This is a genomic window from Ramlibacter sp. G4-7 (assembly GCF_057784995.1).
Genome location: NZ_JBYNTT010000008.1, coordinates 233,192 through 250,378 on the forward strand (window position 1 = coordinate 233,192; position 17,187 = coordinate 250,378).

At 69.0% G+C, this 17,187-nt stretch carries 18 protein-coding genes; 1 reads left to right on the top strand and 17 read right to left on the bottom strand.

Going from position 1 to position 17,187, the window contains the following annotated elements; translation table 11 throughout:
- From AC3EGR_RS13495 to AC3EGR_RS13525, 7 genes are all read right to left on the bottom strand, one after another.
- Positions 1–960, bottom strand: a complete 960-nt coding sequence (locus tag AC3EGR_RS13495; RefSeq protein ID WP_488546999.1) for a Bug family tripartite tricarboxylate transporter substrate binding protein — start codon at positions 958–960, stop codon at positions 1–3.
- A gap of 48 nt (positions 961–1,008) precedes the next feature.
- Positions 1,009–1,932, bottom strand: a complete 924-nt coding sequence (locus tag AC3EGR_RS13500; RefSeq protein WP_488547000.1) for an NAD(P)-dependent oxidoreductase — start codon at positions 1,930–1,932, stop codon at positions 1,009–1,011.
- 161 nt (positions 1,933–2,093) lie between these two features.
- Entirely contained in the window at positions 2,094–3,080 is a 987-nt protein-coding gene (locus tag AC3EGR_RS13505) for a Bug family tripartite tricarboxylate transporter substrate binding protein (protein WP_488547001.1), read from the bottom strand.
- A 62-nt stretch (positions 3,081–3,142) separates the two neighbouring features.
- Positions 3,143–3,871, bottom strand: a complete 729-nt coding sequence (locus tag AC3EGR_RS13510; protein ID WP_488547002.1) for an SDR family oxidoreductase — start codon at positions 3,869–3,871, stop codon at positions 3,143–3,145.
- Positions 3,872–4,070: 199 nt separating this feature from the next.
- Complete coding sequence (gene pcaF, locus AC3EGR_RS13515; RefSeq protein ID WP_488547003.1) at positions 4,071–5,276, bottom strand: 3-oxoadipyl-CoA thiolase; 1,206 nt, start codon at positions 5,274–5,276, stop codon at positions 4,071–4,073.
- A gap of 16 nt (positions 5,277–5,292) precedes the next feature.
- Complete coding sequence (locus AC3EGR_RS13520) at positions 5,293–5,934, bottom strand: 3-oxoacid CoA-transferase subunit B (protein WP_488547004.1); 642 nt, start codon at positions 5,932–5,934, stop codon at positions 5,293–5,295.
- Position 5,935: 1 nt separating this feature from the next.
- On the bottom strand, positions 5,936–6,637 hold the full coding sequence (locus AC3EGR_RS13525; protein ID WP_488547005.1) for a 3-oxoacid CoA-transferase subunit A: 702 nt from the start codon (positions 6,635–6,637) through the stop codon (positions 5,936–5,938).
- Positions 6,638–6,719: 82 nt separating this feature from the next.
- Here AC3EGR_RS13525 and AC3EGR_RS13530 point away from each other — a divergent pair, with 82 nt between their 5' ends.
- Positions 6,720–7,517 (top strand): IclR family transcriptional regulator domain-containing protein, encoded by a 798-nt coding sequence (locus tag AC3EGR_RS13530; protein WP_488547006.1) that lies wholly within the window; start codon positions 6,720–6,722, stop codon positions 7,515–7,517.
- Between the two features lie 21 nt (positions 7,518–7,538).
- Here the strand turns inward: AC3EGR_RS13530 and AC3EGR_RS13535 are convergent, their stop codons facing one another.
- From AC3EGR_RS13535 to AC3EGR_RS13580, 10 genes are all read right to left on the bottom strand, one after another.
- Entirely contained in the window at positions 7,539–8,600 is a 1,062-nt protein-coding gene (locus tag AC3EGR_RS13535) for a branched-chain amino acid ABC transporter permease (RefSeq protein ID WP_488547007.1), read from the bottom strand.
- 1 nt (position 8,601) lies between these two features.
- A complete protein-coding gene (locus AC3EGR_RS13540; RefSeq protein WP_488547008.1) occupies positions 8,602–9,471 on the bottom strand; it encodes a branched-chain amino acid ABC transporter permease in 870 nt (289 codons plus the stop codon).
- A gap of 2 nt (positions 9,472–9,473) precedes the next feature.
- The gene (locus AC3EGR_RS13545; protein WP_488547009.1) at positions 9,474–10,175 is read right to left on the bottom strand and encodes an ABC transporter ATP-binding protein; all 702 of its coding nucleotides are present in this window, start codon (positions 10,173–10,175) and stop codon (positions 9,474–9,476) included.
- Between the two features lies 1 nt (position 10,176).
- Positions 10,177–10,896, bottom strand: coding sequence for an ABC transporter ATP-binding protein (locus tag AC3EGR_RS13550; protein ID WP_488547010.1), 720 nt, complete (start codon positions 10,894–10,896; stop codon positions 10,177–10,179).
- 4 nt (positions 10,897–10,900) lie between these two features.
- The gene (locus tag AC3EGR_RS13555; RefSeq protein ID WP_488547011.1) at positions 10,901–12,154 is read right to left on the bottom strand and encodes an ABC transporter substrate-binding protein; all 1,254 of its coding nucleotides are present in this window, start codon (positions 12,152–12,154) and stop codon (positions 10,901–10,903) included.
- 27 nt (positions 12,155–12,181) lie between these two features.
- Positions 12,182–13,645 carry an aldehyde dehydrogenase family protein gene (locus tag AC3EGR_RS13560; protein WP_488547020.1) on the bottom strand — a complete coding sequence of 488 codons (1,464 nt, stop codon included), beginning with the start codon at positions 13,643–13,645 and terminating at the stop codon, positions 12,182–12,184.
- Positions 13,646–13,667: 22 nt separating this feature from the next.
- Positions 13,668–14,117: a nuclear transport factor 2 family protein gene (locus AC3EGR_RS13565; protein WP_488547012.1), complete on the bottom strand. Its 450-nt coding sequence runs from the start codon at positions 14,115–14,117 to the stop codon at positions 13,668–13,670.
- Positions 14,118–14,301: 184 nt separating this feature from the next.
- A complete protein-coding gene (locus AC3EGR_RS13570; RefSeq protein ID WP_488547013.1) occupies positions 14,302–15,309 on the bottom strand; it encodes a hydroxyquinol 1,2-dioxygenase in 1,008 nt (335 codons plus the stop codon).
- Between the two features lie 20 nt (positions 15,310–15,329).
- A complete protein-coding gene (locus tag AC3EGR_RS13575; RefSeq protein WP_488547014.1) occupies positions 15,330–15,836 on the bottom strand; it encodes a cupin domain-containing protein in 507 nt (168 codons plus the stop codon).
- A gap of 198 nt (positions 15,837–16,034) precedes the next feature.
- Complete coding sequence (locus AC3EGR_RS13580) at positions 16,035–16,982, bottom strand: LysR family transcriptional regulator (RefSeq protein ID WP_488547015.1); 948 nt, start codon at positions 16,980–16,982, stop codon at positions 16,035–16,037.
- Between the last annotated feature and the right edge of the window lie 205 nt (positions 16,983–17,187).

The following is a 17,187-nucleotide window of genomic DNA, read 5'->3' on the forward strand; positions in this document are numbered from 1 at the left end:
TCAGTTGGCCTTCAGGTTGGCGCTCTTGGCGATCTGCGCCGCGGCGTCCATCTCGTTGCGGATGTAGGTGTTGAAGGCCTGCGGCTCCAGCGTGAACGCGTCGGCGCCCAGGCTGGTGAGCCGGCTCTTCACCTCCGGCGAGTTCACGGCCTTGAGCGCTTCCTCGTGCAGGCGCTTGACGACCGCGGGCGGCGTGGCCGAAGGCACGATCAGGCCGACCCACAGCGTGTAGTCGGAGTCGGGCACGCCGGCTTCCACCGTGGTGGGCACGTTGGGCAACGCCGGCGAGCGCTGCGCCGAGCTCACCGCCAGCGCCTGCAGCTTGCCGTCCTTGATCAGCGGCAGCGCCGAGGCCATCGGGGCGAAGAACCAGTCGTCACGGCCGCCGATCACGTCGGTGAGCGCCTCGGGCGTTCCCTTGAAGGGCACGTGTTGCGCGTCGATGCCGGCACGCAGCTTGAATTTCTCGGCGTTCATGTGGGTGGCGCTGCCCGTGCCGGCGGACGCGTAGTTCAACTGGCCGGGCTTGGCCTTCGCCGCGGCCACCAGGTCCGCCACGCTCTTCCAGCCGCGCGCGGGCGAGACGACCAGCACGTTGGGCACGGAAGCGAGCGGCGTCACGCCCGACAGATCCTTAACCGTGTCGTAAGGCAGGTTGGGATAGATCGCGGGATTGAGCGCATGGCCGGAGGAGTGGATCAGCACGGTGTAGCCGTCCGGCTCGCTCTTGGCGACCTGCGCGGCGCCTATGGTGCCGCCGGCGCCCGGCTTGTTCTCGATGATCACCGGCTGGCCCAGGCCGCGGGCCATGGACTCGCCCACCGTGCGCGCGACGATGTCGGTGACGCTGCCTGCCGTGAACGGCACGACCATCCGGATCGGCTTGGCGGGCCAGGCGCCTTGCGCGAGGGCGCTGCCGGCAAGGAGGGTGGCGGCGAGGACGCCGAGGATCCGCTTCATGTCTTGTCTCCTTTGGAATGCAGTGAACAGGATGCGAACGCCCGGGGCTCAGGACGACAGCCCGTCGCCCACCTGCACGTTCTCGGGCGCGAGTTCCAGGCCCGCGTCGCGCGCGGTCTCCTGCAGCAGCACGGCGAAGTCGATGTGGTCGTAGCCCCGCCCGACCATGCGCGCGACCGACTCGCGCGTGGCGGCCGCCGCCGGCATCGCGACGCCATGCGCCTTGGCCGCACCCATGCCCAGGTCCATGTCCTTGAGCAGCAGCTTGGGCGTGAAGGTCACCTGGTCGAAGCCCAGGTTCACCAGCATGGGCGTCTTGTAGCGCGTGTACATGGAGCCCAGCACCGAGTCGTTGATGCTCTCCAGGAACAGGTGGCGCGGGATGCCGGCCTTCTCGGCCAGCACGGTGATCTCGCACAGGTTCTGGATCACCACGCCGAACATGGTGTTGTGCGCGATCTTCCAGATGCGCGCGAGCTCGCCTTCGCCCACCCACATGGCCTTGCGTCCCATCGCGGCCAGGTAAGGCTGCGCCTTCTCGTACAGGTCCCTGGGGCCGGAGGCGACGATCAGCAGCTTGCCCGCCTTGGCCACCTTGGCGTTGCCGGACACGGGGGCGCAGAGATAGGCCACGCCCATGGCTTCGAGCTGCGCGCGGATCTCCGCCGAGCCTTCCTGCGAGATCGAGGAGCTGTCGACGACCACCTTCGGTTTCTGGGCGCCGGTGACCAGGCCGCCTTCGCCGAACAGGACCTCCTTGAGGTCGTCGGTGGTGGACACCATGGTGAAGACCACCTCGCAGCCGGCCAGGTCGGTCTTGTCGCGCACGATCTCGGCGCCGTACGCCGCCAGCGGCTCGGCCTTGCTGCGCGTGCGGTTCCAGACGCTGGCGCCGTAGCCCGCGGCCAGCAGCCGCTTGACCATGGCCTCGCCCATGCGGCCCAGGCCTATCCATCCGACTTGCTTCGCCATCCTTGTCTTCCTCGTTGACGGGTCTGGCGGCAGTGTCTGGCGCGCGCGCGGGGCTGGCAATGGGATTTCCGGAATTCAGTTTTCCGGCGCCTGAAAGACAAAGGGCGGCCTCGCGGCCGCCCTCCTCCGGGTCATTGCGGGCCGGACCCGCCATCCCCTGCTTAATCCGCGCTGGCGCCCGAATCCTTGACCACCTTGCTCCACTTCGCCGTCTCCTTGCGGATGAACTCGGCGAACTGCTCGGGCTTCTCGCTGTAGGGCTCCGCGCCCTGCTCCGCCAGCTTTTTGCGCACCTCGGGATCCGCCAGCACCTTGACCAGCGCCGCGTTGAGCTTCGCCACGACGGGCGCAGGCGTGTTCGCCGGGGCGAACATGCCGAACCAGGAAGTCGCCTCGTAGCCGGGCACGCCGGCTTCGGCGACCGTCGGCACGTCGGGCAGTTCCGGCGCGCGCTTGGCCGTGGTCACGGCCAGCGGGCGCAGCTTGCCGCTGCGCACGTGCTGGATGGCCGAAGGCATGTTGTCGAACATGACGTCGATCTGGCCGCCCAGCAGGTCGGTGACGGCGGGCGCGCTGCCCTTGTAGGGGACGTGCACCATGTCCACCTTGGCCAGGCTGTTGAACAGCTCGCCGGAGAGGTGGATCGAGCTGCCGCTGCCGGAGGAGCCGAAGTTCACCTTGCCCGGGTTGGCCCTGGCGTAGGCGATCAGTTCCTTGACGTTCTTGTAGGGCTTGCCCGGATTGGCCACCAGCAGGTTGGGGACCATCGCGACGCGCGTCAGCGGCTGGAAGTCCTTGATCGGGTCGAAGGGCAGCTTCCTGTACAGGCTCTGGTTGATCGCGTGCGTGCCGACCGTCCCCATGAACAGCGTGTAGCCGTCGGCCGGGGCCTTGGCCGCGAGCGCGGCGCCGATGTTGCCGCCGGCGCCGGCGCGGTTGTCCACGATGACGGACTGGCCCAGCTCCTTGTTCAGGGCCTGGCCGACGACGCGGGCCAGGATGTCGGTGGTGCCGCCGGCCGCGAAGGGCACGATGACGGTGACGGGCTTGGTGGGATAGGCCTGCGCCTGGACGGCGAAGGGGGTGGTGGCCGCGACGGCGGCCAGCGCGAGGCCACCCAGGGTCAGGCGGCGGCGGGATGCTTGCATGGCTTTCACTTTCACTTCACTTTCACTGGAGATATCGAACGCGGTGACGGCCGTCGCGCGCGCTACACGGGCGCGAGGCCCAGGGTGGTGCCGCCGCAGACGTACATCACCTGGCCGGTGACGAAGCCGTTGTCGGGCGACAGGAAGAACAGCGCCGCGCGCGCGACGTCCTCGGGCGTGCCCATGCGCTTGACGACGATGCTGTCCAGGATGCGCTGCGTGCGCGGCGCACCGTCCGGGTTGCTCTGGCGGAACAGCTCCGTGGCGATGGGGCCGGGGGCGATGGCGTTGACGGTGATGCCGTCGGCACCCAGCTCCATGGCCATGGTGCGGGTCATGCCCACCAGCCCCGCCTTCGCGGCGGAGTAGGCAATGCGCTCGGTCTTGCCCAGCGCCGCGCGCGAGGCCATGTTGACGATGCGCCCGCACCCGCTCGCGCGCAGCGTGGGCAGGCAGGCCTGCGTGAGCAGCAGGGTCGCTTGCAGCGTCAGGGCGTTGACGTAGGCGAGGTCTTCCGCGCTCTGCGTGTCCACCGTGCCCGGGCGCGTGGCGCCCGCGTTGTTCACCAGCGCCGTGATGTCGAACTCGTGCAGCACGCGCGCAGCGGCCGCCTGCGTGTCGGCGGCCAGGCTGAGGTCGGCCTGGAAGGAATGCACCCGCGGATGCGATGCGTCCGGCAGCTTGTAGTCGAGGTTGACGACGGTGCGGCCCTGCGCGACCAGCATCTGCGCGATGGCGCGGCCGATGCCGGCGCTGGCACCGGTGACGAGGGTGGCTTGTGGTTTGCTCATGGGGGTCTTGCTCCTTCCCCCTCTGGGGGAAGGTTGGGATGGGGGCCTGGCACCTTCCCCCGCGGGGGACGCATGCGAGGGTTCTTGCGCCCTCTCCCGCCTGCGGGAGAGGGTTGGGGTGAGGGCTGCCCGCGAAGGGCGTGCGTTGCCCCGCGCCCATCCTGCCCTCCCCCGCAGAGGGAGGGAAAACTTCAGGAAATCAGACGCGCTCGAGGATCACCGCGATGCCTTGCCCCACGCCGATGCACATGGTGCACAGCGCGTAGCGGCCGCCGCTCGCGTGCAGCTGGTTCACCGCGGTCGTCGCGAGACGCGCGCCGGAGGCGCCCAGGGGGTGGCCCAGCGCGATCGCACCGCCGTTGGGGTTCACGCGCGCATCGTCGTCCGCCAATCCGAGCATGCGCAGCACCGCGAGGCCCTGCGCCGCGAACGCTTCGTTCAGCTCGATCACGTCCATCTGTTCCAGCTTCAGGCCGGTCAGCGCCAGCACCTTCTGCGTCGCCGGCGCCGGACCGATGCCCATGACGCGCGGCGGCACGCCGGCGGTGGCCATGCCGACGATGCGCGCGCGCGGCGTCAGGCCGTTCTTCGACGCGCTCGCTTCGTCGGCCAGCAGCAGCGCACAGGCGCCGTCGTTGACGCCGCTGGCGTTGCCCGCGGTCACGCTTCCGTCCGGCCGGACCACGCCCTTGAGCCTGGCCAGCGTCTCCAGCGACGTTTCCCGCGGGTGCTCGTCCTTGTTGACGACGATCGCATCGCCCTTCTTCTGCGGGATGGTCACCGGCGTGATCTCGGCGTCGAAGAAGCCGCGCTTCTGTGCCGCCACGGCCTTGAGCTGGGACGCCAGGGCCATGCGGTCCTGCGCCTCGCGCTCGATCTTGTAGTCGACCGCGACGTTCTCCGCCGTCTCCGGCATGGCGTCGACGCCGTACTTTTCCTTCATCAGCTTGTTGACGAAGCGCCAGCCGATGGTGGTGTCGTACACCGCGTTCGCCCGCGAGAAGGCGGACTCCGCCTTGGGCATCACGAAGGGCGCGCGGCTCATGCTCTCCACGCCGCCGGCGATCATCAGCGTGGCTTCGCCGGCCTTGATCGCGCGCGCCGCGGTGCCGACCGCGTCGAGGCCGGACCCGCACAGGCGGTTGATCGTGGAGCCGGGCACGTCGATCGGCAGGCCGGCCAGCAGCGAGGCCATGCGCGCCACGTTGCGGTTGTCCTCGCCCGCCTGGTTGGCGCAGCCGTAGATCACGTCGGTGACCGCCTGCCAGTCCACCTTCGCGTTGCGGGCCATCAGCGCCTTGAGCGGGATGGCGCCGAGATCGTCGGTGCGGACCGAGGAGAGTGCGCCGCCGTAGCGGCCGAAAGGCGTGCGGATCGCGTCGCAGATGAAGGCTTGTCGCGTCATGTTCGGTTCTCCTGGGTCAGGCCGCGATCGGCAGGTTGATCAACTTCTCGAGTTCGGGGCGGGACAGTCCTTCGACGGTGTCGATGAGCTTGAGTCCCTGGGACGTGCACTCCAGCGTACACAGGTCGGTGTAGATGCGCTTGACGCAGGCGACGCCGGTGAGCGGATAGCCGCAGCGCTCGACGATCTTGCTCTCGCCCTTCTTGGTGAGCAGGTCCATCATCACCCAGGTCTGCTTGGCCCCGATGGCGAGATCCATCGCGCCGCCGACCGCCGGAATCGCACCGGGCTCGCCCGTGCTCCAGTTCGCGAGGTCGCCGCGCGCCGACACCTGGAAGGCGCCGAGCACGCAGATGTCCAGGTGGCCGCCGCGCATCATCGCGAACGAGTCGGCGTGGTGGAAATAGGCGCCGCCGGGCAGCAGCGTCACGGGCTGCTTGCCGGCGTTGATGAGGTCGTAGTCTTCCTGGCCGGCGGCGGGCGCGGGGCCCATGCCCAGGATGCCGTTCTCGCTTTGCAGGATCACCTCCCGGCCCGCTGGGATGTGGTTGGCCACGGTCGTGGGCATGCCAATGCCCAGGTTGACGTAGGCGCCGTCGTGGATGTCCTGGGCGACGCGCCTGGCGAGTTCGTCCTTGGTACGCTTCTGGTACGCCATCTCAGGCCTCTTTCTTGAAACCGCCCGCCTGCGTGGCCACGCGCGGGATCTTCACGATCTTGCTGACGTAGATGCCGGGCGTGACCACCGCTTCGGGGTCCAGCTCGCCCAGTTCCTTGATGTCGAACACGGTGGCCACCGTGTGCTTGGCGGCAGTCGCCATGACCGGACCGAAGTTGCGCGCGGCCTTGCGGTACACCAGGTTGCCCCAGCGGTCGCCCGCCTCCGCCTTGATCAGCGCGACGTCGCCGTGGATCGGGTACTCCAGCACGTACTGCCTGCCGGCGATCTCGCGCGTTTCCTTGCCCTTGGCCAGTTCGGTGCCGTGGGACGTGGGGCAGAAGAAGGCGCCGATGCCGGCGCCCGCCGCACGCATGCGCTCCGCGAGGTTGCCCTGGGGCACCAGCTCCAGCTCCAGCTTGCCGCTGCGGTAGAGCTCGTCGAACACCCAGCTGTCCACCTGGCGCGGAAAGCTGCAGATGATCTTGCGCACGCGGCCGGCCTTGAGCAGCGCGGCGAGGCCGTAGTCCGCATTGCCGGCATTGTTGTTCACCACCGTGAGGTCCTTGGCGCCCTGCTCGATCAGGCCGTCGATGAGCTCGCCGGGAATGCCGGAGGTACCGAAGCCGCCGATGAGGATGGTGGACCCGTCCCGCACGCCGGCCAGCGCCTCCGCGATGGAGGCGGCGATCTTGTTGATCATGGAAATCCTTGGGAGGAGATGCCTGGCACTTGCTGCGCGATATGTTCGATATGCGAACAAGTGTTCGTATAATGAATTCTACATGCCAAGCGCCGCCCAACCCGAAAGCCCCGACATTCGTCCGGGAGATGCCTACGTGCAGTCCTTCGCGCGCGGGCTGGAGGTGATCCGCTCCTTCAGCGCGAGCGCGCCGCGCCAGACCCTGAGCGAAGTCGCGCAGCGCACGGGCCTCACCCGCGCGGGGGCGCGGCGCATCCTGCTCACGCTGCAGACGCTGGGCTACGTGGAAAGCGACGGCCGGCTGTTCGCGCTCACCCCGCGCATCCTGGACCTGGGCTTCGCCTACCTGTCTTCCATGCCGATGTGGAACGTCGCCGAGCCGGTGATGGAAGACCTGGTGGAACAGGTCAAGGAGTCCTGCTCCGCCGGCGTGCTGGAAGGCACGGACATCGTCTACGTGCTGCGGGTGTCGACGCGCAAGATCATGCGCAACAGCCTGGGCGTGGGCTCGCGCCTGCCGGCCTACTGCACCTCGCTCGGGCGCATGCTGCTGGCCGGCCTGCCGGACGAGGAAGTCGTCGCGCTACTGGAGGCGAGCCCGCGCGAGGCCCGCACGCGGCACACCCTCACCGAGGTCGATGCCCTGCTGGCGAAGGTGCAGCAGGCGCGCCGCCAGGGCTGGTGCCTGATCAACCAGGAGCTGGAGGAAGGGCTCGTGTCCATCGCCGCGCCGGTGGTGAACCGCGCCGGCAGGACCATCGCGGCCCTGAACATCAGCGGCCAGGCGAACCGCACGCCGCCGCGGCAGATGCAGGAGACGATGTTGCCGGCGCTGCGGGCGGCGGCGCAGGAGATCTCGCGCAGGCTGGTGATCGCCTGAGGGCGCGGGGGGGTTCCGCGTTCAGACCCGCAAGCGCCTTTGCGTCGGAAACAGGCTCCACCCCCAACGCTGCTGCGCATACCCCCACAGCCCCTGCCTGAAGCGCAGCGTCACCACGATCGCGAGCAGCCCCAGGCCCAGCAGGTACCAGGTGCCCCAGTCGCTGAAGAACTCGTTCAGCGCCCAGAAGACCAGCGCACCCACGATGGGCCCCTCGATGCTGCCGATGCCGCCGATCACCACCATGAAGATGGCGAAGGCGGTCCAGTTGACGCTGAAGGCTGCGTCCGGGCTGATGCGCAGGTTGCCGACGAAGTACAGCGCGCCCGCCAGCCCCGCCCCGAGCGCGGCGACCGCATACACGGCCAGCTTCATGCGGCGCACGGCGATGCCCTGCGACTCGGCGGCCACTTCGTTGTCGCGGATGGCCTGCAGCGCGAGCCCCTGCTTGCTGCGCAGGAACAGGTAGACGCCGGCGATGCAGGCGACCACGCACGCCAGCGCCATCCAGTAGGTCACGCCCTCGCGCGTCGCCTTGTCGATGCCGCGCAAGGCCGTGAGCGTGGTGCCGGAGCCGCCGCCCACCGCGGGGACGTTCGCGATCGTGAGGCGCAACACCTCGGCGATGACCCAGGTGCCGATCGCGAAATAGCCGCCGTGCAGCCGGAACGCGATCCACGAGACCGGCAGGGCCACCAGCGCCGCCGCCAGCGCCCCCAGCGGCACGGCGACGAAGGGGTTCACGCCGGCGAAGTTGCCCAGGGCCAGCATCGCGTAGCCGCCCAGTCCGAGGAAGGCCTGCTGGCCGATGCTCACCATGCCGCCGTAGCCGGCCAGCAGGTTCCACATCATCGCGAACACCAGGTAGCAGGCGATCTCGACGAACTCGCGCATCCAGCTCGATTCGCCCCAGAAGGGCAGCGTGGCGGCGAAGAGCACGAGCACGGCGCTGGCGGCGAGCGCGACCTGGCTCGCGCGCGTCCCCCGCTCCACCGTCACGAAACCATTCGTGATTCCCGCGCGGGCGGGCCCCCAGGGTTGGCCAGGCGCGCTGCGCGCGCTCTCCGGGATCACCGCACTCATTTCATCCCCTCGTCTTCGGGAACAGCCCTTGCGGCCGCAACACCAGCACCGCGAGGAACACCAGGTGCCCCGCCCAGATCCCCCAGCCCGGATCCAGCCGGAACCCCGCCTGCTGCGCCAGTCCCAGCAGCATCGCACCGGCCAGCGTTCCCCAGAACGACCCCATCCCGCCGATGATCACCGCCTCGAAGGCGAAGAGCAGCAGCAGGGGGCCGTCCGATGGCGAGACCGTCGTGCGCATCGCCTGCAGCACGCCAGCCACGGCCACCAGCACGAACGCGATGCCGGTGGCCAGCGCGTACAGCTTGCCCGCGTGCAGCCCCATCAGCTCGGCGATCTCGCGGTCGTCCGAGACGGCGCGAAAGGAACGACCCAGCGCCGTGGACGAAAACAGCCATTGCAGGCCTGCCGTCGCCGCGACCGCGAGCAACAGCACCAGCAGCGGCAGCGCGCCGACGACGACCCCTCCCGGCAAGGCCACGCTTTGCGTGTTGAAGCCCCCCGTCTCGATCGAACGCGGATCCGCCGAAAACAGCTGCAGCAACAGGTTCTGGATCACGATGGCGAGCCCGAAGGTGACCACCAGCGACGGCAGCGGGTCGCGTCCCAGCGTCCCGTTCAGCACGCAGCGCTGCAGGCCCCAGCCGAAGCCGAACGCGACCGGCAAGAGCGCGAGCGCGACCGCCAGCGTTGCCGCCCCGGACGCGCCCAGCAGCATCAGTCCCGCCACCGCGCCGAACGCGGCCAGCACGATGAAGTCGCCATGCGCGGTGTTGGTCAGGCGCATGACGCCGAACATCAGCGACTGGCCGAGGGCGAACAAGGTGTACAGCCCGCCCAGCAGTGCTGCCTGCACGAGGAGATCGAGCATGGTCAGATCCCGAAATAGGCCCGCGAGACCTGCTCGCGCGTGACCTGGGCGGAGCGCGCGGCCAGCGACACGCGGCCTTCCTGCAGGCAGTACAGCCGCTGCGACACGCGTTGCGCCGTCTGCACGTCCTGCTCCACCACGACCACCGTCATGCCTTCGGCGGTGAACCGCGGCAAGGCGCGGTAGATCTCCTGGGTCACGATGGGTGCCAGGCCCAGCGAGAGCTCGTCGCACAGGAGGACCTCGGGGTTGCCCATGAGCGCACGGCCGATGGCGACCATCTGCTGCTGCCCGCCCGAAAGCGCCGTTGCGGGGTTCCTGCGCTTTTCCTGCAGGATGGGAAAGAGCTGGTAGACGCGCCGCAGGTTCCACGGGCCGGGCCGGCGCGCGGCTGCACCCATGAGCAGGTTCTCTTCTACCGAGAGCGAGGGAAACAGGCGCCGTCCCTCCGGCACCATCGCGATGCCGCGCCGCACGATGTCGCCGGGCGGCAGCCCGCCGATGTCCTCGCCGCGCAAGCGCACCGCGGAACGCGGGGCCTTGACCAGCCCCGTGAGGCATTTGAGGAACGTGGACTTGCCCGCGCCGTTCGCCCCGATCACCGCCACCAGCTCGCCGGCGTACAGGCTGAAGTCGACGCCGAACAGGGCCTGCGCATCGCCGTAGAAGGCCTGCAGTCCGTGCGTGGCGAGCAGTGCTTGCACTTCAGGCCTCCACGCCCATGTACACGCGCCGCACCTGGGGGTCGGCGATCACGGCCTGCGGCGCACCCTCGGCCAGCTTGCGGCCGAAGTCGATGACGAACAGCCGGTCCGCCAGCGACAGCAGGGCGTGCACCACGTGCTCGATCCAGACCATGGTGATGCCGCGCGCCTTGATGCGGCGAAGTTCGGCAACGAGCTCCTGCGCTTCGTGCTCCGTGAGGCCGCCGGCGATCTCGTCCAGGAGCAGCAGGCGCGGGCGCGTCGCGAGCGCGCGCGCCAGTTCCAGCCGCTTGCGGTTCAGGAGGGTCAGGCGGCCGGCCGGCTTGTTGGCGTGCACCAGCAGCCCGGTTTCCTGCAGCACCTCGTGCGCGGTCTGCCAGGCGGCGCGCTCGGTCTGCCGCCCGCCGAAGCAGGCGGCGGTCACCAGGTTCTCGAACACCGTCATCGCGCCGAAGGGCTGCGGCACCTGGTAGCTGCGGCCCATGCCGGCCCGGCAGCGCTGGTGCGGCGCGAGCGCCGTGACGTCGCGCCCGTCGTACTCCACGCGGCCGCTGTCGGCGCGCACGTCGCCGGAGACCAGGTTGAACAGCGTGGTCTTGCCGGCGCCGTTGGGTCCCAGGATCCCCAGCGTCTCGCCTTCGGCCACCGCCAGGCTGATGCCGTCCGTGACCTTCAGCGCCCCGTAGGACTTGCGGACTTCGTGCAGCGCGAGCAGCGGCATGGCTTCAGATCGGCTTGAGCTGGCCGCCGGCGGGGATCTGCCGGAAGGCCTCGTTGTTGACGATCACGAGCTCGTACCTGTGCTTGCCGCCCTTGACCCACTGGCCCAGGACCAGCGGGGTCTTGCTGACGTTCTTGAACGGCCCCTGGCCGCCCCACTTCACCGGCCCCACCACCGTCTGCAGGTCGGTGCCCGCGATCGCGTCGCGCACGTCGGTGTTCTTCAGGGATTTGCTGCGGGTGAGCGCGCTGTTGGCGATCTCGAAGAGGGCGTGCGCGAAGCCGATCGGCTGCGTCCACTGCTTCTTCGTGCCGGCTTCGTAGGCCTCCGCCAGCTGCCTGGCGCTTTGCTTCGTCAGCGAGGAACTGAAGGGATGCGAGGGGCTCCACCACACCTCCGTGGTGAGGCCGTCGCCCAGGTCGCCCAGCGCCTCGATCGCGCCGGGGAACAGCAGCGCCTTGCCCAGCGTGACGACCTTGGGCTTGAAGCCCTGCTGCCGCGCCTGCGTGAGGAAGGTCTTCGCGTCCGGCGGGATCACCACGCCGGTGACGATCTCCACGCCCTCGGCCTTGAACTTCGCGATCTGGGCGCTGAAGTCCTGCGTGCCGTTCTGGAAGCGGCCGGGGTCCGTGAGCATGAACCCCATCTGCGACAGCGGCTTGGGAAAGCCCAGCTCCTTGTCGCCCCAGGCGTTGCCGTCGCCGTCGTTCGGGAACAGGCCGCCGACCTTCTTGTTGGTCGCCACGCTCTTCCAGCCATTGGTGAAGTTGGCGATGACGTCCTCGAGACCCCAGAACACGTGGTAGGTCCAGTTGAAGCCCTTGGCCGGATCGCCCTTGCGCCCGAAGAACCAGGGCTGCCAGGGGACGACGCTGGAAATGCAGGGGACCTCGTTGAGCTCGCAGGCGTCGCTCACCGGGTTGGCGGTCTCGGGCGTGCCGGCGGTGAGGATCAGCGCGACCTTCTCCTTGAGGATCAGGTCATTGGCGACCTCGCCCGCGCGGTTGGGGCTGGACTGGCTGTCCTTGAGCAGCACCTGCACGTCGTACTTCCTGCCGCCCACCGTGACGCCGTTCTTCAGGGCGGCCTTCATCTGCTCGATGACCCACTTGTCGGCCTCGCCGAAGGGCGCCAGCGGCCCGGTCTGCGGCGAGACATAGCCGATCTTGAGGGTGTCGGCCGCGAAGGCGCGCTGCACGGTGCCGGCCGAGGCCAGCGCCGCGAGCGCGCCGTTGAAGTGTCTGCGGGTCAGTTGCATGGCGGGTCTCCTTGGAAACGTTGCCGGTCAGCGGGGATAGTGCGGCGGCACCTGGGCGTCCACGTTCACCCAGACGCTCCGGGCCTGCGTGTACTCGCGCATCGCGTCGAAGCCCATCTCCCGGCCATAGCCGGACAGGCCCACGCCGCCGAAGGGCGAGCCCGGATTCACGCGCTTGTAGCTGTTGATCCAGACCATGCCGGCGCGCAGCTCGCGGGCGAGGCGGTGCGCGCGCTGCAGGTTCTGCGTCCACAGGCCGCTGCCCAGGCCGTAGTCGGTGCCGTTGGCGATGGCAAGCGCCTCGTCGTCGTCGCGGAAGGTGAGCACCGTGAGGAAGGGGCCGAAGACTTCCTCCTGCGCGATGCGGTCACCGGCGGTCCTGGCGTGCACGATGGTCGGCTCGACATAGCAGCCCCGCGCCAGGTCGCCGCCGGGGGCCTTGCCGCCGGACAGCAGCTCGCCGCCTTCGTCGCGCGCCACGTCCACATACGAGAGCACGCGCTGCTGGTGCGCGGCGCTGGTCAGCGGCCCCATTTCGGTCGCCGGGTCGAGAGGGTTGCCCAGGCGGATGGACTGCGCCAGCGGGATGAACTTGCCGAGGAAGGCATCGGCGATCTTCGCGTGCAGCAGCAGGCGCGAGCCCGCGATGCAGGCCTGGCCCTGGTTGTGGAAGATGGCCCAGGCGCTGCCGTTGACGGCCGCGGCCAGGTTCGCGTCCTCGAACACGATGTTCGCGCCCTTGCCACCGAGCTCCAGCTGCACCTTCTTCAGGTTGCCCGCGGACGCCTGCACGATGCGGCGGCCCGTCGCCGTGCTGCCGGTGAAGGCGATCTTGGCGATGTGCGGATGCTCCGCGATGGCCTGCCCGGCGACGCCGCCCAGGCCGGGCACCATGTTGACCACTCCGGGCGGCATGCCTGCCTGCGCCATCAGTTCGGCAATGCGCAGCGAGCTCAGGGGCGTGATCTCGGCGGGCTTCATCACGATCGTGTTGCCCGCTGCCAGCGCCGGCGCCATCTTCCAGCTCGTGAACATGAGCGGGAAGTTCCAGGGCACCACCTGGCCGACGACGCCGACGGGCTCGCGCAGCGTGTAGTTCAGGAAGCCGGCCTCCACCGGGATGGTCTCGCCCTGGAACTTGTCGGCCATGCCGCCGAAATAGCGGAAGCAGCCCGCGGTGCGAGGCACGTCCAGCATGCGGGAGTCGCGCAGGGGATGGCCGGTGTCCAGTGACTCCAGGCACGCGAGTTCCTCGGCGTTTTCCTCCACCAGGTCGGCCAGTCGCAACAGGATGCGGCCGCGCTCTGCGGCCGCCCTGCGGCTCCAGGCCGGAAAGGCCTTTTGCGCGGCCTCGACGGCGCGGTCCACGTCCTCGCGGCCGGCCATCGCCACGTCGGCGATCACGCTGTTGTCGTGCGGATTGAGCGTGGGCAGCGTGTCGCCGGACAAGGCGTCGGTGAATTCGCCGTTGATGAACAGCTGGCGGCGGATCGTCGGTGTGGCATTCATGCGATCAGCCGGCGACGCCGGTCAGCCAGGGGTAGCGCTTCGTGTCCTGACCGGCGTAGTCCGGGTCCAGGTAGATGAAGCAGCGGTGGATCTGCCAGTCGCGGATCTCGAACACGTCGCACCAGCGGCCCGCCGCCCAGTCGGGCACGCCCGCGCGCCAGCTGCCGTCGCGGTGCTCGCCGTGGCTGGTGCCTTCGCACGCCACCAGGTCGCTGCCGGAGAAGATCCAGTTGAATTCGGCGAAATGGTGGGTGATGGACTTCAGCGTCCCGCCGACGTCGCCGAACAACTTGCCGATCTGGTCGCGGCCGACGGCCAGCCCCCACTTGGGAAAGTAGACCTGCGCGTCGGTGGCGAAGAGGTCGAGGATGGACCCTCCGTCGGAAGTGACGCCTGCGTTGTCGAAGGCCTTGAGGTACTCGAGGGCGACCGACTTGCGTTGTTCGTCGGTCATGCTTTGTCTTGCCAGGGACATGGCCATCTCCAGAAAAGGGCGCGGTCACCCGCGCAGCGGCACGTGGATCGCGCGCAACGACATGCGGCGCGGTCCCCCTTGTGCGGAGGATCCGGCTTGGCCGGTCCTGCTCGCACCGATCAGGCCGCCGAAAAAGTCGACTGCGACTTCTTCGGGTGGATGCCTAGAACTTCACCGGAACCTCCGGTGCCTCGCCCTTCTGGATCTCGTACACCAGCGTGGGCGAGCCGTTCTCCCACACCAGCAGCATCGACCTCTTGGGGCTGTAGCCCTGGTGGCGGCAGTAGGCGGGCATGGCGGCCATGTCGCCCGCCTTCATGATCACGCGGGCCAGGGGCTTGCCGGTGTTCTTGTCGGCGCAGTCCCAGTGGATCTCGTCGCACATCTGGAAGAACCACTCCACGCGGTCGTTGCCGTGGATGATGGGCAGGATGTGCTCCTCCGTCGTGGGACACATGAAGCTGTACTTCACCACGCTGGTGAAGGACGGATTCCAGGTCACCTGCGAGCGCGAGAGGAAGGCGAACAGGTTGAAGGCGTGCACCTCGTTCTCGAAGCCGGGCTCGGGATGCAGCTCGGGCATGTCCTGGGGCACGTCGGCGAAGGCGCGGTTGATGGGGGCGCCGCGTTCGTCGGTGCGCAGTGGCAGGTCGCCCTTGAGGCCGACACAGCGCGTGGCCAGCTCGCGCGCCCGCGTGATCGCCTTGCGGTTGTCGCCGCGCTTGCGGCCGTAAGGCGTGCCGGTCTCCTGCGGCGCGGCGAAGGGATCGAAGCCCTCGTTGGTCCAGTCGTCCAGCATCTGCTCGAAGGTGGCGCGGATCTGGTCGCTGGGGAAGTTCTCCAGCAGGTCGACACCGGCGGACTTGAAGCTGGCGTTGTAGCTGCCGGCGTACAGGTCCACCGACTTGTAGTGGTTGACCGTGCCCAGCACCTGGTCGAAGTTCACCCAGCCGTAGAAAAAGCCCCAGGCGACGTCGCGCATCAGCGCGCGCAGGTAGTTGCCCACGTCCATGGTGTGCGACAGCGGCCGGCCGTCACGCGTGGTCCAGCGGATGTGGGCGAAGTATTCGTCGCGGGCGAACGTGAAGCTGCCCAGCGGGAAGTCCTTGTAGCCGAGCACCGGGTGGGGCGGCGAAGCGAGGACGTCGAAGGTGTCGGTGGCTGCGGTCATGTTGGCATCTCCTCGTGCGTTCACTTCAGCTGGCAGATCTCGGCCCACTTCTCGACCGAGACCTGGCCCTTGCACGTCTGCAGCACGAGCACGCCCGGCCGCGCCGAGCGGAATTGGTAGGCGCTGTTCTTCGGCAACATGCCCTGGTGGCCGCGGCGCAGCTTCATCCAGCCCATCTTGCGGCCCTGCGGCTCGCCTTCCACCAGCACGGCCCCGTTGTGCTCGGCGTCGGGCACGTGCTGCGAGGGCTGCAGCTGGATGAGGTGGACCTCCACCTCGCCGTCCATGCACAGGGCGAACTCGTCGTGCGCGCACGTGTACCAGGGCGAGTCGCCTTCCGCGCGCGCGACCTCCAGCACGTAGATCTGGTTCTGGCCGAAGACGACCCGCTCGTAGGGCCGGCTCCTGGCGGCGATCTCGAAGCAGTTGCTGAAGGCGTAGTTGCGGACGTCGTCCGCGATGGGCTCCACGCGCCCCTTCTCGTAGCTGGAAAGCGACCCGAAGCGGGTCTGGTATGCAACGGCCATTGCGCTGTCTCCTCGTGCGGTGGAGGCGAACTTTAGGAAGCGCGAGGCTCTGCCGGTAGGGGCCAGATCGTGACTGGATTGTTCGGGGCTGGCGAACAATCCTGCGGGTTTTCCCGGGGCAGGCGGCGGGGCTTGCTGGGCGGTGGTGCGTCGGCCTGCAGGGGGCGGCGGGCGGCAGCGAAGCCCACCGACGGGCGCTCAGGCCTCCACCAGCTCCTGCGGCAGCACCGAGCGCTCGATCAGCGCGCGGTCCCACGGCGGCACCGCGCCGAAGGCATCCGTGATGTGCTCCATGAAGAGCTTGAGCTTGAAGGCATTGCGGGAGGTGCCGGCGTACACGGCGCTCAACCAGAAGGAAGAGAGCTGGTAGCCCGGCAGCACCACCTTCAGTCGGCCGTCGCGGATTTCGTCGCCGGCCACCAGCGTGGGCAGGCAGACGATGCCGGCGTGCTCCAGCGCGTATTCGCGCAGCAGGTGCACGCTGTTGGTGAGCAGCGCCGCCGCGAGATACGTGGTCAGCTCGCCGCCGTCACGGTGGAAGGTCCAGCGGTCGCGGGTCGGGTAGCCGGAGTAGAGACCCAGCTTGTGGTGGTGCAGGTCGCGCGGATCCTGCGGCTCCGCGTGCGTTGCGAGGTAGCCGGGGGTGGCGCAGAACACGCGGCGCACGGGAAACAGCGGGCGCGAGATGAGTTCGGTGGAAGCCGCCGGGAAGATCTGCAGCGCGCAGTCGACGCCGGCCTGCACCGGGTCGACGACCGCGTCGCTCACCATCAGCTCCAGGCGGATCTCCGGATAGCGCGACTGGAAATCGCGCAGCAGCGCGCCGAAGTGCCCCAGCACGAAGCCGGTGAGCGCGTGCACGCGCAGCGTCCCCGCCGGCTTGCCGCGCACGTCGCGCATCTGGTCGACGATGTCGTTGGCGCGCCCCACCAGCTCGGTGCAATCGCGCAGGAAGGCCTGCCCCAGCTCCGAGAGGCGCACGACGCGCGTGCTGCGGTGGAACAGCGGGCCGCCCAGGTAGTCCTCCAGCTGCTTGATGCGCGTGGTCACCACCGACTTGGCGACGCGCAGCTGCCGCGCGGCTTCCGCGAAGCTCTGCGTCTGCGCGACGCGCACGAAGGTCTCGATGTTCTGCAGGCGGTCCACGGGGGCACTCTAGCCCCGCGGCCGCGCTGCGTCATCCGGGAAGGCCCATCGGTGGGGTTCGCCGGCGCTCACCGTCCGCGGCTTCGCCGCGCCACCCTTGTATTGTTCATGATTGAATTTCCAGAGTTCGGCGAGAGCCGAGCGGAGCGGGTGTACGCCGTCGCCACCCTTTGGACCTCAGCCTGAGCTGTAGATCAAGCGGCAC